Origin of the sequence: Streptomyces camelliae (assembly GCF_027625935.1) — a bacterium.
GTDB classification, from domain to species: Bacteria; Actinomycetota; Actinomycetes; order Streptomycetales; family Streptomycetaceae; genus Streptomyces; species Streptomyces camelliae.
In genome coordinates, this window is the sequence record NZ_CP115301.1 from 21,221 (window position 1) to 44,484 (window position 23,264).

The window sequence follows — 23,264 nt, forward strand, 5'->3', positions numbered from 1 at the left end:
GCAGCGTGGAGCCGCGGTCTTACTGCGGCTCCCACGTGGACGGATCCGGTCAGGGCAGCAGGTGGGTGGCCTGTGTTCCCACTGGCGGATGGGGGCGATGCCCGGTGTGGGGGTCAGGAGGTGGAGGCCGACGTGGTCGGCTCCGGCTGGGTGATGGCCAACGGGCATCGTTTCCGAGGACGGTCCTGGCGGTGCGGGTGTACTCGATGGGCATGCCCAGCACCGTTGCGCCCCGGGCGCGTTCGGCGGCAAGGATGAGTATGTCGGAACGCAGGGCCGCGAGTACGCGGCGCGGCGATGTGCTGCGCGATCCGCCACTTGCTGACCAGGTTCACCGGAACGGGGCGCCCGACTTCAGCCTCGCTGACCTCTAGCAAACCGACCGCACGGACGTGTACGTAGCCGGGCAGCACATTGTCACTCCCGACCAGCGCACCGCCAAAGCCAAGGCACCCTCCACCCTGGGCGTGCAAGCGTGCTGTTCAGCCGCGTCCCGGCAGGAACCTGGTTCTGCCTGCGTGGCGAGCGCACCGGCGCGATAGCTGTCGTGCACATCGTGCCTACCGACTCCACGAGCGGAGGTTTTCATCTCGGGCGGCACCAGTGGCTGACTCTTCTGCTCACCAGGAAGACTCTCCCGAAGGGGTACGGCTGCGGTGACGGTGGGGCGGACTGTTCAAAAAGCCGTGGCCGGGGCGCGTGGGTGCTGGGGGCCTTCGCCGGCCCCCAGACCCCCGCTGCCCCGGCACTCGCCGACGCGAACCTGCATCGTCGTGGTGCGGATCCGTGCGCGTCGGCGAGCACCGGGGTCGTGGTCGAGGTATCCGCCCGGCGGGGGTACGGCAGGGTGGCTGAACGCCGGTGTTGCGGGCGACGGCCTCAGCACCACCTGTACGACGCCATCCCTCGGTGCCGTTGGAGCGCGCGAGACGGTTGCGGGACTGACCGAGCCGTTGAGTCCCGCTTCAGTCCCGCAGAGAAAATGCCTGGTCAGAGGCCTAACGGGTTCCTGTACGGGACTGACGGGACTCAACTTGCAAGTTATACCGATCAGGCGCGCGCGTATGCGCGCGTACGTACTTTTGTAGTACTGCCTGTGCTGTGCAGCTTATATATAGGACCTTGAGTCCCGTCAGTCCCGTGATGCACAGATTGCATGCTCTGACCTGCTCTTTTGCCAGCGGGACTGAAGCGGGACCAAAGGGAGGGCCAGTCCCGGCAGGTCGTCTCGCTTTCCGTTGGGCAGGGTTCGGGCGGGGCTGACGGGACTGAATGTTCGACACGCCACGCTGCGTGTGCTGCCTCGGCGAGGTGTGCGCTAGCCTCTGATCGCAAACGGAAGCTTCAGTCCCGTCAGTCCCGTTGGGTCCGTCCTCGTGACGGGTCGCGGTCCAACGGACACAGTTCCGCGGGGGTTGCCCCCCAGGTGAAGAAGATCAGTGAGGACAAGGACTCTCCAGTGCCCGGCCAGTTTGCGGCAGGCTCGTCAGGCCCCCAAGGCGTCCGCTGCGGTCGACATGTGGGCGAGTGCCGCAGTCGTACCAGATGCGCTTCCGTGACTGGCCTTTTCCACCCGCGCTTTCACGAGGGACGCACATGAGCAGCCCCGAGTCGGCGCACCTCGACGCCGCGGCCGTCGCCGGACAGATCCGCCAGACGACCTTCGACCTCGGCCTGCGTGCGGATCAGGCGATTCTGCCCGCGCAGGCAGGAGGCGGCGGGGCCCGACCAGTCGCTCCGGCAGGCCTGTTGCCGGACGAGCTGACAGACCGGGGTAACGCCAAGCTGTTCGCGCGCCTGTACGGCGACCGCTTCCGGCACGTCGAGGGCCTGGGCTGGTACTCGTGGGACCAGTACCGGTGGAAACGCACCGGTGGGGAGAAGGGCGCGATGTGGGCGGCCGGCGACATGGCCGAGCAGATGCCGCGCACCGACCCGCGCGGAGCCTTCAGCGACCGCGAGGTGGCCGCGCACCGCCGTCGCACCCAATCCACCTCAGGCGTGAAAGCCTTGCTTCAGCAGGCGCAGGCTGCCCCGGGACTCAGTCTCGACCCGGACTCCATGGACGGGGACATGTACGCCCTGTGCACTCCGGGCGGCGTCGTCGACCTGCGCACCGGTGAACTGCGCAAGCCCGACCCGCTGGCGGACATGCACTCACGTGCCACCACCGTCGGCCCGGAAGACATGCCTCTGCCCCGGTGGCGCAGCTTCCTGCGCGACACGTTCGGCGACGACGCCAAGGGCCAGGAAACGATCGGTTTCCTGCACCTGCTGCTCGGCTACTCGGTCACCGGGGACGTGGGCGCCCAGATCCTGCCGTTCCTCTACGGATCCGGAGCCAACGGCAAGTCCGTGCTGCTTGAGGTGATGATGCAGATTCTCGGTGACTATGCCAACGCTGCCCCGCCCGGCTTCCTGATGGAGAAGGGGAAGTTCACCGAGCACAGCACCGAGCTGACCGAGCTGCACGGCCGGCGCATCGTGGTGTGCTCCGAACTGAAGCCGAACGACAAGTTCAACGAGGCCCGGGTCAAGCTGCTCACGGGCGGCGACACCATCACCGCGCGCCGCATGCGTCAGGACTTCTTCACCTTCCGGCCCACGCACAAGCTGTGGCTTCTGGGGAACCACCGGCCCGAAGTGGGCACCGGTGGCTACGCGTTCTGGCGCCGCATGCGGATCATCCCCTTCGAGCGGAAGGTTCCCGACGAACTCAAGATCGACAATCTTGCTCAGGAACTCGTCCGTGACGAAGGCCCCGGCATCCTGCACTGGCTCGTCCAGGGCGCCCAGAAGTACCTCGCCACCAGGGACCCGCTCCACGGACCGGCCAGCGTACGGCTGGCCACCGAAGCCTATGAGAAGACCGAGGACCACATCGGCCGGTTCATCGCCGAGCGGTGCACCAAGGGGACGGGCGGGCAGCCCAATCCCGAGCTGAGGGTCGAGCAGAAGCTTCTCTATGAGTCCTATGGCCGCTGGTGCTCGGACGAAGGGATCCGTCCGGCCACGAGCCGTGCTTTCGCCAGCCGTATCCGTCAGGAACTCGGCCTGGCCTCCCCAGCTGAGATGATCAAGAACAACGACCGCAAGCTCTACCCTGGCCTGGCCCTTCTGGCCGATGCCGGGGCAGAGCCCGACGGATGACGCCCCGGCCAGAGTCCGACAACCGCCTGTTCAGGACTCTTGCGATAATTGCCAGAACCAGACGACCAGCGGTGAGCGTGCCGCACGATCCGGCCAGGGGCCGGCCCACGGGACAGGAGGGTCTGCGGCCATGAGCTCGATGCTGCAAGACAGCCAGCTCACCGACGAATCCGAAGTGGTCTGGATCGAGGACCCGGAGAACCTCGACTACGTCCGGCAGGCCCTCGACAAGGTGCCCACCCGCAGAGGCAAGCCCCGCTATTCGCGCGACGGCCGCCTCATCGGCTACACCAACCTCCAGCCGGGCGCCGCCAGCGACCCCGACTCCGGTCTCTTTGCTCGCCGTGCGTTCTTCCTCCTGCCCCACGACCGCGACAAGCAGCCTGACGGGCCTTACTCGGTAGGCGCCCCGGGCGAAGCCGTCGACCCCCGTACCATCGAGCCGGGCAAGGTCGGCGCCAAGACGCCACGCTCGCAGAAGACTGCGGAGATAGCAGCAGCCGGCAGGCAAGCGACGTCGGCGTGACCGCGCGACACGGGACTGACGGGACCGACCCATCAAGATGGCCGCGAGCCGTCCGAAGAAGCGTTCCGGCCCCGGTGGGACTGCATGCTGATCTTTCGGTCCCGTCAGTCCCGTGATGGCTTGGACGGCGGGCTGACCTGCCCACTTCTCGTTGTCGGCGACAGCAAGCAGGTCGGGTCTGGTCAACAAGTAGGTGTCGCGTTTGAATCCCTCATGGTGCCCGAGCACGACCGCCACAGCCGCAGCAGCGACATCACGCTCGTCCACGGCTGCTGTCTGCGGAATGAGGGTCGTGAGGGCGAATCATCCGGGCTGGACGAGCCGGGTCTCGTACGCGAAGACCACTGCCTGGACGCGGTCCCGCAGCTCCAGCTTGAGCAGAATGCGGCTGACGTGCGTCTTGACCGTCGCCTCAGCCAGTTGGAGCGCCTCGGCGATCTCCGAGTTGGACAGGCCCAGGCCCACCTGGGTGAGGACCTCGCGTTCACGAGCGGTGATGCGGTCCAGTCGGTCGTCCTGGCGGACGCCTCCGCCGGACTGGGTGGGGAGCTGGTGGGCGAAGTTCTCCAGCAGGAGCCGGGTGATACGGGGCGCGACGACTGCGTCGCCGGCGGCCACACAGCGGATCGCGGCCAGGAGTTCCTCGGGCAGCGCGTTCTTCAGCAGGAAGCCGGAGGCTCCGGCGTGCAGTCCGGCGAAGGCGTACTCGTCGAGGTCGAAGGTGGTCAGGATCAGCACCTTCGCCTCGGGGCACTCCGTCACGATCCGCCCGGTGGCCTCGATGCCGTCCACCCCTGGCATCCGCACGTCCATCAGGACCACGTCGGGCCGCAGTTCACGGGTCAGGCGCACGGCCTCGGCACCGTCGCCGGCCTCGCCGACGGCCGCCATGTCGGCCTGCGCCTCCAGCACCATGGAGAACGCCATGCGCAACAGCGGTTCGTCGTCGACGAGGAGAACTCTGATCGTCATGCCTCACGCTTCGTTTCCGGACAGGGCCAGCACGGCCCGCACCTGCCAGCCACCGTCGGGGCGCGGCCCCGCCTCGAACTCGCCGCCGTACACCGCGGCCCGCTCGCGCATCCCGTGCAGCCCCTGGCCGTTGGACTCGGCCGGGGTTTCCACCGCCGGGCCGTCGTCGGTGATGCGCACGGTGACGTGTTGCGCCCCGCAGCGCACCCGGACATCGGCCCGAGTGCCCGGCGGGGTGTGCTTCAGAGTGTTCGTGAGCGCCTCCTGGACCAGCCGGTAGACGGTCAGCTGCGCCGGGACAGGTACGGCCGCGGGGTCGCCGGAGACGTCGAGGCGGGTCGGCAGCCCGGCCGCTCGGACCTGGTCGGCGAGCGGCTCCAGCTGGGCGATGCCCGGCATCGGATGGCGCAGCGCGTCAGGCTCGTCGGCGCGCAGGACGCCGAGGAAGCGTCGCATGTCGGTGATCGCCTGCCGACCGGTCGTGGAGACCTGCCGCATCGCCGCGGTGGCCCGCTCCGGGTGAAGCTCCTGGGCGAAGACGGCCCCGTCGGCGAGGGCCACCATCACCGACAGGTTGTGCGTGACGATGTCGTGCATCTCCCGGGCGATACGGGACCGTTCACCGGCCACCGCCAGCTGGGCCTGCTGGTCGCGTTCCCGCTCCAGTCGTACGGCCCGCTCCTCCAGGAAGGCCAGATGGGCGCGCCTGTTGAACATGTTCATGCCGATCACGGCCGCGGCCACCGCCATCGCGGACAGCGCGACGAACGACTCGACGCACCGCTCCTCGACCGACCAGCGGGCCGACGCGAGCAGCGCACCGGTCTCCAGTACGCCGATGGCGAGCCGGGTGTGCCGCTTCGGCGCGTACGCGGCCACCGTGTACAACGCGATCAGCAGTGTCATGTCCGCCGGGGTGCGCACATCGAGACACCACTGGACAAAGGCCACCGCAGACATCGCCATGAACGCCACGAGGGGTGCCCGACGCCGCCACACGAGCGGCAGTGCCAGCAGCGAGTTGAACAGCAGAAGGTGTCCCAGGAAGGGCTGCATGGTGCGGTGCATCGCCCCCGCCAGCGCCACGAAGACCGCCGCCGCGAACAGCGCGTCCACCGTCTGCGGCGACAGCCGTGCGCCCAGGCGCAGCCGGGCGCGCCCTGCGAGGGCGCGCCACGACTGGGCCCGGACACGCACGGCTCGGGGCAGGGCGTATGTCATCGACGCGCCCCGAACTCATCGGCTGCCATCAGGCGTCCCGCCGCTTCAGCGCCACCGCCGCTCCAGCCAGCGTGATGACCGCGTACAGGCAGAACACTGCGAAACCGGCCCATGGTGACAGCGTATGTGCCGCCTGGTGGACGCGGATGAGGCCCTGGCCCGCAGTGCTCGGCAGGTACTTGTTGATCGCGTCGAACCAGGAGGACGGCAGCGCCTCGGCGAGCACCGGAAGCACCAGCAGCACACCGAACAGGGTGGCGATGCCGCCCGCGGTGTTGCGGATCAGCGCGCCCAGCGCCACCCCGATCAGGCCCAGGACCGTCAGATACAGACCGGCGCCGAGCACCGCGCGCAGTACGCCCGGCGAGCCGAGGGACGTCCCGAGATGGTGGCCGGACAGCACTGCCTGCCCGATGAGGAAGGCGATCAGCGCGGCAATCGTCATCAGCACCCACGTCACGGCGCCGAACACCAGGGCCTTGGCCCACAGCACGGGCAGTCGGCGCGGCACCGCGGACAGCGAGGCCCGGATCATCCCGGTGGCGTACTCGCCGCTGACCACCAGGACGCCCAGGACGCCGACGGCGAGCTGGGCCAGGAAGAAGCCACGCAGACTCGTCAGCGTCGGATCGAAGTTCAGCCGCTCGTCGGCCGGCAGATGAGACCAGCGGTCGGCGGTGAAGTAACTGAACAGGTAACCCAGGCCGATCATCGCGACCACCGCGGCCAGCAGCGTGAACAGCGTCGACCGCAGCGACCGCAGCTTGATCCACTCGGAGTGGATCACCTTCAGCTGGCTGACCTCGCCGCGCTCCGCCTCGGGGATCGTCATTGCCGTCACCGTCGTCATGCCGCACGCCCTTCCGTGCCCGCGCCGACGCCCTGCGCCGCGGGTGCCTGATACTCCACGGCGTCCCGGGTCAGCTCCATGAACGCCTCCTCCAACGACGCCTGCTGCGGCGTCAGTTCGGCCAGGGCGATGCCCTCCTCGGCCGCAACCCGCCCGATCCACTCGCTGGTGATGCCGGTCACCAGCAGCACACCCGGCTCCTGGGAGGAGACGGTCACGTCCGGGCCCGCGAGCAGCTCGCGCAGCTTCTCCGCCTCGTTGGTCCGTACCCGCACCAGGTCCCCGGCGGCCCGCGCGGTGAACTCCGCGACCGACGTGTCCGCGATCAGCCGCCCGCGCCCGATGACGATCAGGTGCTCGGCGGTCAGAGCCATCTCCGACATGAGGTGCGAGGAGACCAGGACCGTACGCCCCTCGGCGGCCAGTCCCTTCAGCAGGTTGCGGATCCACAGGATGCCCTCGGGGTCCAGGCCGTTGACCGGCTCGTCGAGGATCACCGTGGCCGGGTCGCCGAGGAGTGCGCTGGCGATGCCGAGCCGCTGTCCCATGCCCAGCGAGAAGCCGCCGACGCGCTTCTTCGCCACCGCGTGCAGCCCGACGAGGTCGATCACCTCGTCCACGCGACGCACCGAGATCCCGTGGGTGGCGGCGAGTGCCAGCAGATGGTTGCGGGCACTGCGCCCGGTGTGGATGGCACGGGCCTCCAGCATGGCCCCCACCTCGTGCAGGGGCGCCCGGTGGTCGGCGTAGCTCTTGCCGTTGACCACGGCACGGCCCGAGGTGGGCGCGTCCAGGCCCAGGAGCATCCGCATCGTGGTGGACTTGCCGGCCCCGTTCGGTCCGAGGAAGCCGGTGACGGCGCCGGGCCGCACGGTGAAGCTGAGATCTTCCACGGCGGTGCGCTCACCGTAGCGTTTGGTGAGGGAGTGGGCCTCGATCATGAAGGGGTGTCCTCTTCGGAAATAGAGGGGAATCGTCAGATGGGGGGCCGTTCGCGACCGGACCTGCATCACCCTAGAAGCGCGCCCCATCCGATTCGACAGACCCTGGAGCGACGTTCCGGGAGCCGTGTCTGCATCCACGGGCTGAGCGACGTACATCCGTCGTTGTACGTTCCCATGGCCGCGGTCAGCCCCCTGATCCGCCGAGGACCGGCTCCTGGGGCCGTTGGAGCACGGCTGCCTGTGCGGCACCGACCCGGCACAGGCAGCCGTGGGCATGGCGGACCGCCCCGCAGCGCGGGCGCGGGACGAGAGGCGGTCCGGGCCGTGCGCGACTGCGCCCAGGAAGCCTCCTGCAGGGCGGTGCGTACCACCGGCCGGCACCGGCCGGTGGGCATGTGCGCTCGCGGCGGCAGGTTCTCCGGGCGCGGCGGCACCGGCGGGAACACCATCGCCGTCGCGCAGCGGACCGCGACATCGCGCAGGGCGTCGGCGATCGCGTCCTCGTCCGGATCCCCGGCCCGGACGCGGCCCTGGGAGGCCTCCTTGACGAGCAGCTCGCCCAGCACGCCCTTGGCCGGGCCTGGTAGGCCTTGACCAGGGTCGACCACAGCACCAGGCCGCGGTGCATGGCGCCGTAGTTCAGCCGGGCCGTGCCGCCCGGTCGTCCGAGGGACGGCCGGGCGGCACGGCTCACCGGCGGGGGGAGCGGTGCCGGCCGGGGCCGCTCCGGCCTGTGGTGGCGGTCTTGCTGACACGGAAGTTGCCCATCATGCCCATCGCCGCATGGTCGATCATGTGGCAGTGGTACACGTATGTGCCCTCGTAGCCCGTGAAGGTCGCCTGCAGTTTGACCGTCTCCCCGGGCTTGAGGGTCACGGTGTCCTTCAGCCCGCTCTCCGGTCCGGAGGTGACAGGCTTGCCGTCGCGCTCCAGCACGCGGAACTGCACAAGGTGGATATGGAAGTTGTGCGGCGTGTAGACGTTGGCGTTGCGCACGGTCCAGATCTCCGTGGCCCCGTACTCGATCTCGGTGTCGATCCGGTTCATGTCGTACGTCTTGCCGTTGATGAACGCGTCCATGGTCTTGCCGGTCTCGTCCATGCTCAGCACGAAGTCGCGGTTGACCGTGGCGCTGCCCAGCGCGGGCAGCGTGCGCAGGGTCGAGGGCACGCTGCTGGTGTCCTCGGCGGGACCGGTGACGCGGAACTGCAGCACCCTGCCGACCTGGTCGGCGGGGTCGCCGGGCAGCAGCCCGCCGGCGTTGCTGAGGATCAGCCTGGTGCCGGCGGCGTACCGGGAGAAGTCGATGACGATGTCGGCACGCTCACCGGGGGCGAGAAACACCGACGTCACATCGAGCGGCTTCGCCAGCAGCCCGCCGTCGGAGCCGATCTGCTGGAAGGCCGAGCCGTCGGACAGCTGCAGCAGGTAGAACCGCATGTTGGACGTGTTGAACAGCCGGAAGCGGTACTTGCGGGCGGCGACCTCGAAGTACGGCCAGGCCTTGCCGTTGGCGAGCAGCACCTGGCGCTTCCTGAAGTCGCCCATCTCGTACACGAGCTGGGCGCTGTCGTCGAAGCGGGCGTCGCGCAGCGCGATCGGCACGTCGTACGCGCCCGAGGGCAGATTCAGGTTCTGCTCCACGTGGTCGGTGAGCAGATAGAAGCCGGTCAGTCCGCGGTAGACGGTCTCCGACTCCTGGTGGTGGGCGTGGTCGTGGAACCACAGGTTCGCGTGCGGCTGGTGGTTCGGGTACGTGTAGATCTTCGACCCGCCGCCCGGCGCGATGAGGTCCATGGGGGAGCCGTCGCTGCTCTGCGGCACGTGGCCGCCGTGCAGGTGGATCGAGGTGGGCACGCTCAGCTGGTTGGTCTGCCGGACCACGACGCGCCGGCCGGAGACCGCCTGGATGACGGGACCGGGGAAGCTGCCGTTGAAGGTACGGACCCGGGTCAGCCTGCCGGGCAGGATCTCCGCGTCCGCCTCCTGCAGGGTCATGTCGTAGTAGCTGGTCAGGCCCAGGTCGCACACCGGCTGCAGCACCTCGGGCACCGGCATCGCCTGCTCGAACTGCGGGACGGTCGTCGGGTCCAGGTCGGCGGCCTGGGCGGGGCCGGCCGCGGCGGGCACCAGCAGGCCCGCACCACCGAGGGCGCCGGTCAGAGCTGCCCCCGTCTTGAGGACGGTTCTGCGGTGGATCATGTCTTCTCCCCGTGGAGTGTCGCGTGTGATGGAAGACTGCGAGAGAAGGAGCCTCACCCGTCCTGGATGCGGCTCCTTCGTGTCGGAGGTCGGGCCGTCAGGCGGCGGTGAACGCCGGACGATGTTCCACGGCCCAGTCGGCGAAGGCCGCCGGCGCTCGGCCGGTGATCCGGGCGACCGTGTCCGTCACCGGGGCGGCGGTGCCGACCGAGGCGGCGTACGTGGCGAGGACGGAGTCGACGAGGCCGGGCACCCCGAACGCGCCGTACTGCTCCTCCAGTTGGGCCCGGGCGGCGTCGCCGGCCAGGTCGACGACGGTGACCGGCCGCCCGATCGCCGCCGCGATCAGCTCGACCTGCCGGCGCAGTGTCATCGACTCCGGGCCGGTGAGCTCGTACGTCGCGCCCTCGTGGCCGTCGGACAGCAGGGCCTGGACGGCGACCGCCGCGATGTCGCGCTCGTGGATCGGGGAGACCGTGCTCTCGGCGTACGGGACGTGGACCTCACCGCTCTCGCGGATCGCGGGAGCCCATTGCAGCGCGTTGCTCGCGAACGAACCGGGCCGCAGCACCGTCCGGGCGATACCGCTGTGCTCCACCGCCTGTTCGACCATCAGGTGCATGAGCCCGATGGGATTGGGGGTCCCCTGCGGCTCGATCACCGCGGCGGACGACAGCAGCACCACGTGCTGGACCCCGGACGCCCTGGCGAGGTCCAGGAACCCGGCGACGCCGGACGGGTTGGGGAACAGGAAGAGCTTCTTCACTCCGGACAGCGCGTCCCCGAACGAACCGGGGTCGTCCAGGTCCCCGGCGCGCACGTCGACGCCCGCGGGCAGTTCGGCGGTCTGCGGGTTCCGGGAGGTGGCCCGCACCGGGGCACCGGCCGCGAGCAGCAACTCGACGACCTTGCGGCCGACGTTGCCGGTCGCGCCGGTCACCAGAATGGTCATGAGGTGGATCTCCTGTGTGGGGGGAAGAGAGTGCGTACGGCCGGCGCGAAGGCCGGCCGTGTGTCACATCCGGGGCGTGCCGAACCACCGGTGGAGCGCTTCCGTGAGCGGCGTGCCGGGCGCCCAGCAGATGTAGCCGTCGGGGCGCACGAGGACCGCCTCGACGGCGAGGCCGGGGAGTTCCGGTACCTCCACGGCGTCCACCCGGCCGGTCCACGGCGCCGCCTCGGCGACGAGTTCGGTCCGCGTGGTCAGCAGAACGCCGTGCCCCTGGTGGAACAGTTCGCTGGCCCAGCGGCCGTCCGGCAGGGTGAAGTCGGCGAGCCGGGCGCCGACGGGTTCGTCGCCCCCGAGGTCGTAGCGGATGGAGAGCCCGGAGATCGCGCCGCCGAGCAGGCGGTTGGCCTCCGGCAGCTTGATCAGCTGGGCGAAGATCTCCCGCAGCGCCTCGTGCTCGATGCCCTTCTGGCCGAGAGCGACCTGGGCGCGGGTGTTCGTGAGGACGGCGGCGCCCACCGGGTGGCGTTCGCCGTGATAGGTGTCGAGCAGTCCTTCGGGGGCCCGGCCGGCGATCTCGGCGGCGAGTTTCCAGCCCAGGTTCATCGCGTCCTGCACGCCGGTGTTGAGTCCCTGTCCGCCGAGCGGCAGGTGGACGTGCGCGGCGTCGCCCGCGAGGAAGGCTCGTCCGACGCGGTAGTGCTCCGCGAGGCGTGAGGCGTCGCTGAACCGGGAGCCCCAGCGCACCTCCTTGACCTCGGTGTCCGAGCCGTAGAACTCCTGGATCACCGCGATGACCTCGTCCTCCGGCACCTTCGCGCGCTGGTCTTCGATCACCTGGTCGGCGACGCTGTAGAAGATCCGGTAGACGTTGTCCGACTCCTTGCCGATCGGGAAGATGTTCGCGAACGAGCCGTCCGGACGCATCCGGGGCGAGCCCTTGGTGTCCCAGGTCGTCGCGATCCCCTCGCCGGTGGCACCCAGCACGACGTCGGAGACGGTGCCGAACCACCGCGCGTCCAGCCCGGGGAACTCGACCCCGAGTTCCTTGCGGACGTAGCTGCGGCCGCCGTCGCAGCCCGCCAGATAGCGTGCCTCGATCCACTTGCCTCCGGCCTGGACGCGGACCCGTTCGTCGTCCTGCTCGATGCCGGTGACCTCCGAGTCCCATTGGACCCGCACCCCGAGGGCGGCGAGGTGTTCCTCCAGCACCTTCTCGACCTCGGCCTGCGGAATGGCGACCTGGTACGGGTAGCGGGAGTTCCAGCCGTCCAGCGTCAGCGGGACGGGCATGTGCGCGAAGTGGGTGGTCTCCAGCCGGGTCCTGGCCTGCTCCTCCGCGCCGTCGAGCATGCCGCGCAGGGCCAGCATCTCCGCGGTGCGGGGGTGGAGATTCAGGGCGCGGCTCTCGCCGGTCCGGCCGGGGCTCTTGTCGAGCAGGGCCACGCGCGCGCCGGCGAGGGCCAGTTCATGGGCCAGCGTCAGACCGGTGGGTCCGGCGCCCACCACGATCACGTCAGCGTCCATCACGGTTCCTCTCTGCCTTCCGGTTCAGAACGTTGTTCTATCAGCGAACAGTGTTTTTTTGCAAGTACGTCGTTCTCCCACGCCCGTGAGAAGCCGATCACGACCTCCCGAGGGCCCGTGAGGACACTGAGGGGCGCGTGCCGCGACTACCGCGCGCCGCGCTGTTCCACCGCTCGTGGCGGGTGGCTCACCAGGCGTGCGTGGGGGTGATGCCCCACGCCTCCAGCTCCTTCTCGACCAGCCCGTGACCGACCGCCACACCGGCGGACTGGAAGCCGACGGACACGGTCTTGCCGGCCCTGAGGACGAAGCAGTTCATCCGGCCGGGCGGCCCTCCGGCGCCCGAGACGGTGCGGAAGAGGATGCCCAGGGCCGGTCCGAAGACGTCCCGGGCCTCCGGCAGCATCTCGCCGGCGTTGGACAGCGCGGCGTCCGTCTGCGGGTAGCCGGTGAGGTGCCGGCCGACCGCCTCGGCGTACGCCGCCTTGCTCAGCCGGCGGATGTCCGCGAGGTCGGTGTAGCGCCCGCGCCGACCGTCCAGCCGCAGCGTGGCGATCCCGACCATGTTGGACGATTCCAGGTCGTCGGGCCGCCGGAAGCTCACGGGCAGCCCGACCGTGAACGGCCGACCCGCCTCGGTCGTGCCCCGCGCCGCACGCAGTATGTTCGCGGTCATGGCGAGCATCAGCCCCGTCACGCTGCCCCCGCCGCTGTCCGCCACCCGCTCGGCCTCCGCGGCCGACACGGTGAAGGCGAGCCGGGAGCGGACGGGCGCCGCGCCGCCGCCCTGCGGCGACCGCCCGAACAGCATCCGGGTGGCGGTGGCGGGTACCTCGGCGACCTTGTCGTACAGCCGCGCCAGCGCCAGCCGGGAGTACGTCCACAGGCCTTCCGTCACCGCGTCGGTGAGGTCGTCGACGAGCGAGTGCTGCCCGGAGCACCACTGCCGGGCGCTCTCCCGGGCGGCCAGCGTGGCGGCGCCGATCAGCCCCTGCCCGTCGGTCAGCGCGTGCGAACCCACCAGGGACACCACGGAGGTGCCGTCAGCGACGTGCGCCGCGCTCAGTTCCCAGCCGTAGCCTCCATGGGCGTCGAGCTCGACCCGGCAGGCTGCGTCGGCCCAGTCCATCACCTCCTCCGGGGCGACCGTCCGAGACGAGACGCGAAGGGGCCGACAGTCGGTGTGCCGCTCCCAGACCGGGCGGGCCAGCGGCACCCGGGGCGCCCGCATCCGGCGGTTCAACGGCCCCTGGGCCAGATTGCTGTGGATCTTCCGCAACACTTCGGGAGCCGGCCGGCCCTGAACCCGCCAGAGCAGCTGCACCGGTGGATCGACCCTCAGCTGGTGCATCAGTACATCGCCTCCGGTGAAGCGCTGCGTTCCGCCCGTGGTCATGTCGTCGTCCCCGCCTTCGGCGCGAGCCCGACCAGGGGGGCCAGCGTGCGCCCGGCCAGCGCGATGACGTCCGGATCGTGCGCGTTGGCCAGCATGTTGGCCATGAGCCCGCCGACGCCGTGGCACAGCACCCGCTCCTGGATCTGCTCGGTGACCTCGGCCGGGGTGCCGACGAAGAACCGGTCGGTCGCCGCGGCCCGCTCGGATTCGGTCAGCTCCGCCACGTTCACACCCGACCTGAGCAGCGCCTCGTCCAGCAGCTTGCGGGCCCGGTCGCCGTCCTCGTCGATGATCAACGGCATGGCGAAGCTGGTCTCCAGCGTCGCCGGATCCCGGCCGGCCTCGGCGCACCGCGCCCGCACCGCGGCCATCTTCTGCGGCAGCTCCGACGCGGTGCAGATGATGTTGAGGTGATCGGCGTGCCGGGCGGCGAACGCGAACGTCTTCTTCTCGCCCCCACCTCCGATCAGCAGCGGCAGGTCCTCCCGGAGCCGGGGCTCGTTGATAGCGCCCTCGGCCCGGAACCAGCGCCCCTCGACCCGCGGCCGCGCCCCGCGCAGCATGGGGACGACGACGGCGAGCGCCTCCTCGAAGCGGCCGAAACGCTCGGCGACGGTACCGAACTCGTAGCCGTACTCGCGGTGTTCCTGCTCGTGCCAGCCGGCGCCGACGCCGAGCACCGCGCGCCCCTGGCTGATCACGTCGAGCGTGGTGACCATCTTGGCCAGCAGGGCGGGGTTGCGGTAGCCGATGCCGGTCACCATGGTCGACAGCTGCACCCGGCTGGTGACCGCTGCCAGCGCCCCGAGCAGGGTGTACGCCTCCAGCATCGGGCCGTCGGGCGGGCCGATCAGTGGCGGCTGGTAGAAGTGGTCCATCGTGGTGACCAGGTCGAAACCGGAGTCCTCCGCGGCCCGCACCTGGGCGACCAGTGCCGGGAAGAGGTCGGTGACCGTCTCCGTGTGATGGAAGTACGGGATGTGGTAGCCGAGACGTATGCTCACGTGCGGGTCCTCCTACCAGGTGACGGGAAGTTCGCCGGGGCCGAAGAACTGGCCGAAGTACTTGAAGGGCAGGGCGCTGGGGTCCACGGCGAGCCGCAGGTCCGGGACGCGATGGAAGAGCCGGTCGAGGATGATCTGGAGCTCGGCGCGCACGAGGTTCTGGCCGAGGCACTGGTGCGCCCCGTAGCCGAACGCGACGTGCCGGGTGTCGGGGGTGCGCCCGATGTCGAAGCGGTCCGGGTCGGGAAAGGCGTCGGCGTCCCGGTTCGCCGGCAGGGTGGGGATGATGACTCCGTCACCCGCGCGGATGCGGACGCCGCCGATCTCCACGTCCTCAAGGGCCATCCTGAGCGGCCCGGTGTCGGTGATCGACAGAAAGCGCAGGAGCTCCTCGACCGCGGCCGGCGTCCCGTCCGGGTCGGCGGTGAGCTGCTTCAGCTGCTCCGGGTTGGCGAGCAGGGTGAGCACCGACAGGGAGATCATCGCAGCGCTGGAAGCGTGTCCGGCGATCTGCAGCAACTGCACCAGGCTGGCGAGTTCGAACCGGTCGGCGGCTCCGCCGCGCTCACGGCGGGACCGCTCGATCTGACGGCTGAGGAAGTCGTCGGCCGGATTCTGCTCCTTGGCCGCGATGACGCTGTCGAGGTGGGCGTGCAGGCCCTCGGCGGCGGCCCGCTGCTCGTCCTCCGTCCGGGCCTCGCGCAGCATCTTCTCGGTGTTGCGCTCGATGGTGTCGAGGTCGTCCGCCGGAACGCCCAGAAATGCCTCAAGCACCAGCGTGGGCACGGGGTTCGCGAGGTGCGCGACGAAGTCGACCGGCCGGTCCGACTGCTCCAGCATCCGGTCGATCGCCGTGTCGACGATGTCCTGGATGCGCGGCTTCATCGCGTTGATCTTGCGCACGGAGAACTCGCCGAGGACCGCGCGGCGGGCCTGGGAGTGCTCCGGGCCGTCCATGTTCACGAGGAACGGCGAGAAATAGGTCAGCGCCTTGAGTCCACCCGGAGACAGTTCGGGAAAACCTGGCCGAAGTTTCTCGGAACTGAAGCGGGCATCGGAAAGAACCGCCCGGGCGTCCTCGTTCTTGGTGATGAGCCAGGCGGGGCGCCCGTCGGACATACGGACCTGGTGCACCCGGCCGCCCGCCTCATCCAATTTCCGGTACGTCTCCGGAACGCTGAACGGGCAGGTGCGGAGTATGGGAAATTCCGGAGCAGCGTCGGCTGCGATCTCGTTCATGGCAATTCCCTTGGGTAAGCCGAGGGGGGCGGCATGAACGTTAGCGCGGCTATTTTTCCCTGAGGGTCAGACCAGAGTCAGCTCTTTGTCAATTCTCGGACCTGGAAACTGCAGGGGAATCCATGACGGAAAATTACCGGTCCGGGGATTGTGGCTGCGGCGGCCGGAGATAAGGCGGGCGGTCAGCCCTTGACGAAAGTCGCCAGCCCGGAGATCAGCATGTCCAGACCCAGCTCGAACCTGCCGTCACTGTCGGTGTCCAGCATGACGTCCACGTTGTCGGCGATGGACGGGAACCGGTCCGCGGGCAGGGAGGCGAAGTAGTCGCGGACGGGATCGAGCCAGTCGTCCAGGTTCTTGTGCGCCAGACGCCAGCCCTCGTAGACGTCGGCCGTCGTGTAGAGAGTGAGCCGGTGCAGGGCCCAGGCCGCGGTCTTCGCGGGGACGCCCACGTTCAGCAGGACCGACAGCAGCCGCTCGGTGATGGCCACGCCGATGGCGGTGGGAGGGAAGGCGGCGAAGTTGTAGAGGGCGATGTCGCCGTGGGCCGACAGCACGCGCTGCATCTTCGTGTAGTGCGCCTTGAGGTCCTTGTCCCACTGCCCGGTGACCTTCGGGACGCCGACCTCCTTCATCACGCGCTCGACCACCAGGAGCAGCAGCTCCTCACGGTTGCGTACGTGCGCGTACAGGCTGGAGGCGACCACGCCCAGATCGCCCGCGATCCGGCGCATCGTGACCGCGGCGCTGCCCTCCGCGTCGACGACCGCGAGCGCGGCGTCGACGATCCGCTCCGCGGTGAGCGGAGCGCGCGCGGGAGCCTCGGTTTTCCGGCGCACCTCCCATGGTGGGAGGGGCACCTCGACGGAGTTCGACTTCTGACGCATCTCGGAGACCTTACCGGTGAGGAGACGCCCAAGGGCGCGGGGGTGGCTCGGGGACAGGGTGGATTCTGGCTCGGTTGACGCCGAACACCATTCTAGCGTAGAACAGTGTTCGTTAGTGAGTAAGTGTTCGGTGCCGGGCAACTACGTTCGCGTGTCGTACGACGTTCATCGCGCGTCATCGACCGCTGTTGGCGGCACGTCAGCTGTCTCGACCCAGGAGGTCGGCATGTCCACTACCGAAATGCCGCAGTCCGTGGCCCCGCCGGAGGGCCCCGTGGTCTCTGCCAGGCGGGCATGGGCGGCCGTCGGCATCATCCTCATCGGCGAGATCATGGATCTGCTTGATTCGCTGGTCACGACCATTGCCGGACCGACGATCACGCGCGACATGGGCGGCTCGCAGGAGTTCATCCAGTGGCTCGCGGCCGGATACACCATCGCCATGGCCGCCGGACTGCTCATCGGCGGGCGGCTCGGCGACAAGTTCGGGCGCAAGAACCTCTTCCTGGTCGGCCTGGCCGGCTTCACCGTGACCTCGCTGGTCTCGGCGCTGGCGACCAACCCGGAGACCCTGATCACCGCCCGGATCCTGCAGGGTCTGCTGGGCGCGCTGATGGTGCCGCAGGCGCTCGGCATCATCAGGGGCGTCTTCCCACCCGACAAGGTCGCCATGGCCTTCGGCGTGACCGGGCCGGCGATGGCGCTGTCCGGCGTGGCCGGGCCGATCGTGGCGGGCTGGCTGGTCGACGCGGACTACTTCGGCTGGGGCTGGCGGATGATCTTCGCCGTCAACGTCCCCGTCGGTGGCCTCGCCCTGCTGGCCGGACTCGCCGTGCTGCCCCGGTCGCCGCGGCAGAAGGACCTCAGGATCGACGTGGTGGGGGCCCTGATCGCCGCGGCCGGGATGGCCGCCGTGGTCTTCTCGCTCGTGCAGGGCCGTGAGCTGGGCTGGCCCTGGTGGGTGTTCGTGCTCCTGGCCGGCGGCGTCGGCACCCTCGCCGGCTTCGTCCGCTACCAGTACCACCGGGCGGGCAAGGGCCTGCCGACACTCGTTGTTCCCTCGCTGTTCGGGAAGAAGGCGTTCGTCTCCGGGCTGTCCATCGGCATCCTCTTCTTCAGCGTGATGATGGGCGGTGCGCTGCTGTTCAGCCTCTTCTTCCAGCTCGGTCTCGGTATGAGCCCGCTGAAGTCGGGACTCGCCACGATCGCGCAGGCGGGCGGCATGCTGCTCGGGTTCGGGTTCTCCCAGGCGCTCGGGATGGCGCGACGGACCATGTTCATCGGGTTCGCCGCCGTCGCCGCCGGCCTGCTGGCCGCGCTGGGCACGATCGCCGTGCAGGACGATCCGGTGAACGCCTGGTGGCTCTCGCCCGCGCTCGCGGTCGTAGGCATCGGTTCCGGGCTCGCCATCGCGCCGTTCTTCGACATCGTGCTCTCGGGCGTCGACGAGGAGGAGACCGGCTCCGCCTCGGGCACCCTGAGCTCCGCCCAGCAGGTGGGCAACGCGCTCGGTGCCTCCGTGCTCGGCACGGTCTTCTTCTCCGTCCTGAACGGGCGGCGCGGGCACGGGGCGTCGGCCTTCACGGCGGCGACCTCGACGGGGCTCCTGGTGGCCCTCGCGCTCGTCGCGGGCGCCGCTCTGTGCACCTTGTGGCTGCCCGAGCGCGCGGTGCGGCACGTGGAGGTGTGACCGCGTTGTCCTCCAGGCGAAGCTCCTGGTAGATGGGTTGTCGACCGAGAGCGACCTGTCCGCCCGGAGCTTCGCGTGCTTGTCTGCCCATCGGAGATCGATCCACCCGACTCGGCCCCCGTTTCCTGTCCGGCCCACTGCGGGCCCGCCGCCTTCAGCGCGGCAGCCGGTGGCGTCGGCGGCCCGCCGGCCGGAGGGCCGCACCCTCCACATCAACAGCTCAAGCTGAGATTGAAGGAGGCTCAATGAATTCAGCCGTCGAGCAGGCCTCTCTGTGACCTTTGACGTATCGTCATCGACAGCCCTCCGGCAGGAACGATCCGTTCCGACCCTCCGGATAAAAAGTTCGTACCAAGACCTCGGAGTGCGCGCCTGGTTCGCCACGGTCGGCAATGAAGCCACCGTGAGGCCCGACCGGAAAATTCCGATCGACTTTCATGGAAATAAATACAAGCTCTTACGAGAACAAGACCGGGCTGTCTTCTGTTACACATCCACAAACATGGGGGTAGATGGATGGAACAGCGTGCCGAGATATCGGAAATCAACATAGCCGCGGACACTGCCGGCGAGGCCGATCGGCAGCGGTACCACAGCAGCGTCGCCGTGCTGCCGCCGCGGCCTCTGCCCGTCTCGTTCCCCGCGTCCGACACCTGGCAGGTACTCCTCGTGGAGAGCGAGCAGCAGCAGCGGGAGCCGCTGAGCCAGGCGCTGGGTCGGCATGGGCACCAGGTGAGCTGCGTCGACACCGGCGCCAAGGCACTCGACGTCTATGACCAGGCGGATGTGGTGCTGCTGGGCCCCGACCTGCCCGACATCGACGGGCTGGAGGTGTGCCGGGCCATCCGGACCACCTGCAACATCCCGATCATCGTGATCACCGACCGCTCCTCCGAGCTGGACTGCGTGCTGGCCCTCCAGGCCGGGGCCGACGACTATGTGGTCGAGCCCTACGGATTCCGGGAACTCATGGCCCGGATGGACGCGGTGATGCGGCGCGCGACTCCGCGCCGGCAGGACGAACGCGTCATCGAGCACGGCCCCTTGCGGATCGACGCGCTCACCCGCGAAGTGCAGCTGCACAACCGGATGATCCCGATGAGCCGCAAGGAATTCGACCTGCTCCAACTGCTCGCGGCCAATCCCGACAGTGTCGTCTCGCGCGAGCACATCATGCGCCAGGTCTGGAACAACTCCTGGTCTCGCCGCACGGTCGACACGCACGTCAGCAGCATTCGCAACAAACTCGGAGAGAAGTCGTGGATTCTCACGGTGCGGGGCGTCGGCTTCCGTATCGGCCGGGCGCAGCTGTGATGTCGTAACTGAAGAGAACGCTTTTGCCGGCCGCCGCCGCAGCTCTTCCGAGCTGCGGCGGCTTCATCATGCCCTGAGCTGCCCGTCTGATATTCCCCTGACCTGTCGCTGAGTTGCGCCTGGGAAAACCTGACTCTTCCCTTCATGGAAATGTAGAACTTATGAAGTGGATCGTGTTGAGAGTGCGACGAGTCCTGGTGAATAGTGAATGCGTAATCCGATGCGTCGGAACAGAACGGGAGGGCAGGGCATGTTCACTGTGGTGAGCGTGGGCAGGCTGAACGGGGAGTACAGCAAGGAGATATCCGAGATCTTCGCTGAATTCGACGCGGGCACCGCGCCCGGGATATCCGGCCTGAAACGTCGGCAGCTTTACACCTACTACGACGTCTTCGTTCACATTCAGGACTTCACCGGAGAGAACGCCGGCGAGAAGGCCGAGGAGGCGGCGAAGGATTCCCGGGTGGCCGAGCTCCGCGAGCGGCTGGCACCCCTGGTCACGGCCTACGACCCGACCATCGCCGACGACCGTGCCGCCGTCTTCTACCACTGGGAGGGCGACCCGCCGGTGGACAAGGAGACCGGCCTGCACAGCACGGTCATCGTGAACCGGGTGGCCGACGAGGTCATCCCCGAGGTCACCCGGCTCTTCGGTGAACTCGACGCCACCGACTTCCCGTACCGGATGGGCACCCGGCGCCGGCAGCTGTTCTCGTACCACGGCGTGTACTTCCACATCCAGGACTTCCTGAGCGAGAACGGCACGGCCGTGATCGACCAGGCGTGGAAGGAGGCCGACCCGCGCTTCGTGAAGATCTGCGCCGACCTCGACCCGCTGGTGAAGAAGTACGCCCCGGAGCGCTGGCGCTCCACGGCCGACCAGATCGCCACCCGCTTCTACCTCTGGGAGGCGTCGGCGTGACTGCGCGACGAGTCGTCATCACCGGCGTCGAGGTCATCGCTCCCGGCGGGGTCGGCACCCGGAAGTTCTGGGACCTGCTGACCGAGGGACGCACCGCGACCCGGGGTATCACCTTCTTCGACCCCTCTCCGTTCCGCTCCCGCGTGGCCGCCGAGGTCGACTTCGACCCGTACACGCACGGCCTGACCCCGCAGGAGGTGCGGCGGATGGACCGGGCCGCCCAGTTCGCGGTGGTCGCCGCGCGCGGCGCCGTCGCCGACAGCGGCCTGGACCTCGACACGCTTGATCCCTACCGCATCGGCGTCACCGTCGGTACCGCCGTCGGTTCCACCATGAGCCTCGACGAGGACTACCGGATCGTCAGCGACGACGGCCGCCTCGACCTGGTCGACCACACCTACGCCGACCCGCACTTCTACAACTACTTCGTGCCGAGCTCCTTCGCGGCCGAGGTCGCCCGCACCGTCGGCGCACAGGGACCGAGCAGCGTGGTGTCGGCGGGCTGCACCTCCGGACTCGACTCCGTCGGCTACGCCACCGAGCTGATCCGCGAGGGCACTGCCGACGTCGTGGTCGCCGGTGCCACGGACGCGCCGATCTCTCCGATCACCCTGGCCTGCTTCGACGCGATCAAGGCGACCACGCCCCGCAACGACGAACCGGAGCACGCCTCCCGGCCCTTCGACGGCACCCGCAACGGGTTCGTGCTCGGCGAGGGCGCCGCGGTGTTCGTCCTTGAGGAACTTGAGAGCGCGCAGCGCCGGGGCGCCCGTATCTACGCGGAGATCGCGGGATACGCGACCCGGAGCAACGCCTACCACATGACGGGCCTGCGCGCCGACGGCGCGGAGATGGCGGAGGCGATCACCGTCGCCCTGGACGAGGCCCGGATGAACCCCACGGACATCGACTACATCAACGCGCACGGCTCGGGGACCAAGCAGAACGACCGCCACGAGACCGCCGCGTTCAAGCGGACCCTGCGCGACCACGCGTACCGCACACCTGTGAGCTCCATCAAGTCCATGGTGGGGCACTCGCTGGGCGCGATCGGATCCATCGAGATCGCCGCGTCGATCCTCGCGATCCAGCACAACGTCGTGCCGCCCACGGCGAACCTGCACACCCCCGACCCCGAGTGCGACCTGGACTACGTTCCGCTCACCGCCCGCGACCAGCTCGTCGACGCAGTCCTCACGGTCGGCAGCGGCTTCGGCGGGTTCCAGAGCGCCATGGTGCTGGCCCAGCCTGAAAGGAGCGCGGCGTGACGGCCTCAGTGGTGGTGACCGGGCTGGGCGTGGCTGCGCCCAACGGGCTCGGTGGCCAGGACTTCTGGAACGCGACCCTCGCCGGCAAGAGCGGCATCGGCCCGCTCACCCAGTTCGACGCCTCCGGGTACCCGGCGCGGCTCGCCGGCGAGATCAGCGGCTTCACGGCCGAGGAGTATCTGCCCAGCAGGCTGATGCCCCAGACCGACCGGGTCACCCGGCTCTCGCTCGTCGCGGCAGACTGGGCGCTCGCCGACGCCGGGGTGCGGCCGGCCGAACTACCCGAGTTCAGCATGGGCGTGAGCACCGCCAGCTCGGCGGGCGGGTTCGCGTTCAGCCAGCACGAGCTGAAGAACCTGTGGAGCAAGGGCAGCCAGTACGTCAGCGCGTACCAGTCCTTCGCCTGGTTCTACGCGGTCAACACCGGCCAGATCTCCATCCGCAACGGCATGAAGGGCCCCAGCGGAGTGGTCGTCACGGACCAGGCGGGCGGTCTGGACGCGGTGGCCCAGGCCCGGCGCCAGATCCGCAAGGGCACCTCGCTCGTCGTCGCCGGCGCCGTGGACGCGCTGCTGTGCTCCTGGGGCTGGGTGGGACTGCACACCAGCGGTCGCCTCAGCACGGCCGAGGAGCCGACCCACGCCTACCTGCCCTTCGACGACCGGGCCGCCGGCCACGTGGCCGGTGAGGGCGGCGCCCTGCTCATCATGGAGTCGGCCGACTCCGCGAGGGCCCGCGGCGCCAGGGTGTACGGCGAGATCGCCGGGTACGCCGCCACCTTCGACGGACGCGAACCCGGCCTGCGCAAGGCCGTGGAACTCGCCCTCGCCGACGCGGGCGTGACCCCCGCCGACGTGGACGTGGTGTTCGCCGACGCGGCGGCCGAGCCGGAGCTCGACCGCGTCGAGGCCGAGGCGATCGTCGAGGTCTTCGGGCCGCACGGCGTACCGGTCACCGCGCCGAAGACGATGACGGGACGGCTGTACGCCGGGGGCGCGGCACTCGACCTCGCCACGGCCTTCCTCGCCCTGAACGAGGACACGATCCCGCCGACGGTCCACACCGAGCCGGCCGAGCACTACGGCCTCGACCTGGTCGTCTCCCAGCCCCGTGCCGCCCGCCTGCGCACCGCGCTCGTCCTTGCCCGGGGCCACGGCGGCTTCAACTCGGCCATGGTCGTGCGCTCCTGAGCGCCGCCGCACT

The 23,264-nt window shown here is 69.4% G+C and carries 18 protein-coding genes; 7 read left to right on the forward strand and 11 right to left on the reverse strand.

All coding sequences use genetic code 11. From position 1 onward, the window contains the following. Positions 1–1,596 precede the first annotated feature (1,596 nt). Both O1G22_RS43170 and O1G22_RS43175 read left to right on the forward strand, forming a co-directional pair. The gene (locus tag O1G22_RS43170) at positions 1,597–3,150 is read left to right on the forward strand and encodes a DNA primase family protein (protein WP_270086738.1); all 1,554 of its coding nucleotides are present in this window, start codon (positions 1,597–1,599) and stop codon (positions 3,148–3,150) included. Positions 3,151–3,280: 130 nt separating this feature from the next. After that, complete coding sequence (locus tag O1G22_RS43175; RefSeq protein ID WP_225102412.1) at positions 3,281–3,676, forward strand: DUF6009 family protein; 396 nt, start codon at positions 3,281–3,283, stop codon at positions 3,674–3,676. Between the two features lie 303 nt (positions 3,677–3,979). Here the strand turns inward: O1G22_RS43175 and O1G22_RS43180 are convergent, their stop codons facing one another. From O1G22_RS43180 to O1G22_RS43230, 11 genes are all read right to left on the reverse strand, one after another. Next, positions 3,980–4,648, reverse strand: a complete 669-nt coding sequence (locus O1G22_RS43180; RefSeq protein ID WP_270086739.1) for a response regulator — start codon at positions 4,646–4,648, stop codon at positions 3,980–3,982. A 3-nt stretch (positions 4,649–4,651) separates the two neighbouring features. Further along, entirely contained in the window at positions 4,652–5,869 is a 1,218-nt protein-coding gene (locus tag O1G22_RS43185; RefSeq protein WP_428986539.1) for a sensor histidine kinase, read from the reverse strand. Positions 5,870–5,897: 28 nt separating this feature from the next. Continuing rightward, positions 5,898–6,701, reverse strand: coding sequence for an ABC transporter permease (locus O1G22_RS43190; protein ID WP_270086740.1), 804 nt, complete (start codon positions 6,699–6,701; stop codon positions 5,898–5,900). Between the two features lie 14 nt (positions 6,702–6,715). Then, the gene (locus O1G22_RS43195) at positions 6,716–7,660 is read right to left on the reverse strand and encodes an ABC transporter ATP-binding protein (protein ID WP_270086741.1); all 945 of its coding nucleotides are present in this window, start codon (positions 7,658–7,660) and stop codon (positions 6,716–6,718) included. A 693-nt stretch (positions 7,661–8,353) separates the two neighbouring features. Beyond that, on the reverse strand, positions 8,354–9,865 hold the full coding sequence (locus tag O1G22_RS43200) for a multicopper oxidase family protein (RefSeq protein WP_270086742.1): 1,512 nt from the start codon (positions 9,863–9,865) through the stop codon (positions 8,354–8,356). 97 nt (positions 9,866–9,962) lie between these two features. Then, a complete protein-coding gene (locus O1G22_RS43205; protein ID WP_270086743.1) occupies positions 9,963–10,817 on the reverse strand; it encodes an NmrA family NAD(P)-binding protein in 855 nt (284 codons plus the stop codon). A 63-nt stretch (positions 10,818–10,880) separates the two neighbouring features. Beyond that, positions 10,881–12,341: an FAD-dependent oxidoreductase gene (locus O1G22_RS43210; RefSeq protein WP_270086744.1), complete on the reverse strand. Its 1,461-nt coding sequence runs from the start codon at positions 12,339–12,341 to the stop codon at positions 10,881–10,883. Between the two features lie 187 nt (positions 12,342–12,528). Continuing rightward, positions 12,529–13,737, reverse strand: a complete 1,209-nt coding sequence (locus tag O1G22_RS43215; RefSeq protein WP_270086745.1) for a hypothetical protein — start codon at positions 13,735–13,737, stop codon at positions 12,529–12,531. Beyond that, entirely contained in the window at positions 13,734–14,741 is a 1,008-nt protein-coding gene (locus O1G22_RS43220; protein ID WP_270086746.1) for an LLM class F420-dependent oxidoreductase, read from the reverse strand. Before O1G22_RS43220 ends, O1G22_RS43215 begins: the two co-directional genes overlap by 4 nt. 12 nt (positions 14,742–14,753) lie before the next feature. Further along, complete coding sequence (locus O1G22_RS43225) at positions 14,754–15,980, reverse strand: cytochrome P450 (RefSeq protein WP_270086747.1); 1,227 nt, start codon at positions 15,978–15,980, stop codon at positions 14,754–14,756. 182 nt (positions 15,981–16,162) lie between these two features. Continuing rightward, a complete protein-coding gene (locus O1G22_RS43230; RefSeq protein WP_270086748.1) occupies positions 16,163–16,867 on the reverse strand; it encodes a TetR/AcrR family transcriptional regulator in 705 nt (234 codons plus the stop codon). 226 nt (positions 16,868–17,093) lie between these two features. On the opposite strand from O1G22_RS43230, the gene O1G22_RS43235 reads away from it, so the two are divergent. The 5 genes from O1G22_RS43235 to O1G22_RS43260 all read left to right on the forward strand — a co-directional run bounded on the left by O1G22_RS43235 (position 17,094) and on the right by O1G22_RS43260 (position 23,251). Beyond that, positions 17,094–18,557, forward strand: coding sequence for an MFS transporter (locus O1G22_RS43235; RefSeq protein WP_270086749.1), 1,464 nt, complete (start codon positions 17,094–17,096; stop codon positions 18,555–18,557). 516 nt (positions 18,558–19,073) lie between these two features. Beyond that, on the forward strand, positions 19,074–19,871 hold the full coding sequence (locus tag O1G22_RS43240; RefSeq protein WP_270086750.1) for a response regulator transcription factor: 798 nt from the start codon (positions 19,074–19,076) through the stop codon (positions 19,869–19,871). Between the two features lie 250 nt (positions 19,872–20,121). Further along, positions 20,122–20,793: a TcmI family type II polyketide cyclase gene (locus O1G22_RS44635; protein ID WP_333492497.1), complete on the forward strand. Its 672-nt coding sequence runs from the start codon at positions 20,122–20,124 to the stop codon at positions 20,791–20,793. After that, complete coding sequence (locus tag O1G22_RS43255) at positions 20,790–22,061, forward strand: beta-ketoacyl-[acyl-carrier-protein] synthase family protein (RefSeq protein ID WP_270086751.1); 1,272 nt, start codon at positions 20,790–20,792, stop codon at positions 22,059–22,061. Before O1G22_RS44635 ends, O1G22_RS43255 begins: the two co-directional genes overlap by 4 nt. Then, positions 22,058–23,251: a ketosynthase chain-length factor gene (locus tag O1G22_RS43260; RefSeq protein WP_270086752.1), complete on the forward strand. Its 1,194-nt coding sequence runs from the start codon at positions 22,058–22,060 to the stop codon at positions 23,249–23,251. Before O1G22_RS43255 ends, O1G22_RS43260 begins: the two co-directional genes overlap by 4 nt. Positions 23,252–23,264: the final 13 nt, after the last annotated feature.

What these genes read in the sequence shown, in the direction of transcription:
- O1G22_RS43170 (WP_270086738.1), top strand. Translation starts at nt 1,597, where the DNA reads ATGAGCAGCCCCGAGTCGGCGCACCTCGACGCCGCGGCCGTCGCCGGA.
- O1G22_RS43175 (WP_225102412.1), top strand. Translation starts at nt 3,281, where the DNA reads ATGAGCTCGATGCTGCAAGACAGCCAGCTCACCGACGAATCCGAAGTG.
- O1G22_RS43180 (WP_270086739.1), bottom strand. Translation starts at nt 4,648, where the DNA reads ATGACGATCAGAGTTCTCCTCGTCGACGACGAACCGCTGTTGCGCATG.
- O1G22_RS43185 (WP_428986539.1), bottom strand. Translation starts at nt 5,869, where the DNA reads ATGACATACGCCCTGCCCCGAGCCGTGCGTGTCCGGGCCCAGTCGTGG.
- O1G22_RS43190 (WP_270086740.1), bottom strand. Translation starts at nt 6,701, where the DNA reads ATGACGATCCCCGAGGCGGAGCGCGGCGAGGTCAGCCAGCTGAAGGTG.
- O1G22_RS43195 (WP_270086741.1), bottom strand. Translation starts at nt 7,660, where the DNA reads ATGATCGAGGCCCACTCCCTCACCAAACGCTACGGTGAGCGCACCGCC.
- O1G22_RS43200 (WP_270086742.1), bottom strand. Translation starts at nt 9,865, where the DNA reads ATGATCCACCGCAGAACCGTCCTCAAGACGGGGGCAGCTCTGACCGGC.
- O1G22_RS43205 (WP_270086743.1), bottom strand. Translation starts at nt 10,817, where the DNA reads ATGACCATTCTGGTGACCGGCGCGACCGGCAACGTCGGCCGCAAGGTC.
- O1G22_RS43210 (WP_270086744.1), bottom strand. Translation starts at nt 12,341, where the DNA reads ATGGACGCTGACGTGATCGTGGTGGGCGCCGGACCCACCGGTCTGACG.
- O1G22_RS43215 (WP_270086745.1), bottom strand. Translation starts at nt 13,737, where the DNA reads ATGACCACGGGCGGAACGCAGCGCTTCACCGGAGGCGATGTACTGATG.
- O1G22_RS43225 (WP_270086747.1), bottom strand. Translation starts at nt 15,980, where the DNA reads ATGAACGAGATCGCAGCCGACGCTGCTCCGGAATTTCCCATACTCCGC.
- O1G22_RS43230 (WP_270086748.1), bottom strand. Translation starts at nt 16,867, where the DNA reads ATGCGTCAGAAGTCGAACTCCGTCGAGGTGCCCCTCCCACCATGGGAG.
- O1G22_RS43235 (WP_270086749.1), top strand. Translation starts at nt 17,094, where the DNA reads ATGTCCACTACCGAAATGCCGCAGTCCGTGGCCCCGCCGGAGGGCCCC.
- O1G22_RS43240 (WP_270086750.1), top strand. Translation starts at nt 19,074, where the DNA reads ATGGAACAGCGTGCCGAGATATCGGAAATCAACATAGCCGCGGACACT.
- O1G22_RS44635 (WP_333492497.1), top strand. Translation starts at nt 20,122, where the DNA reads ATGTTCACTGTGGTGAGCGTGGGCAGGCTGAACGGGGAGTACAGCAAG.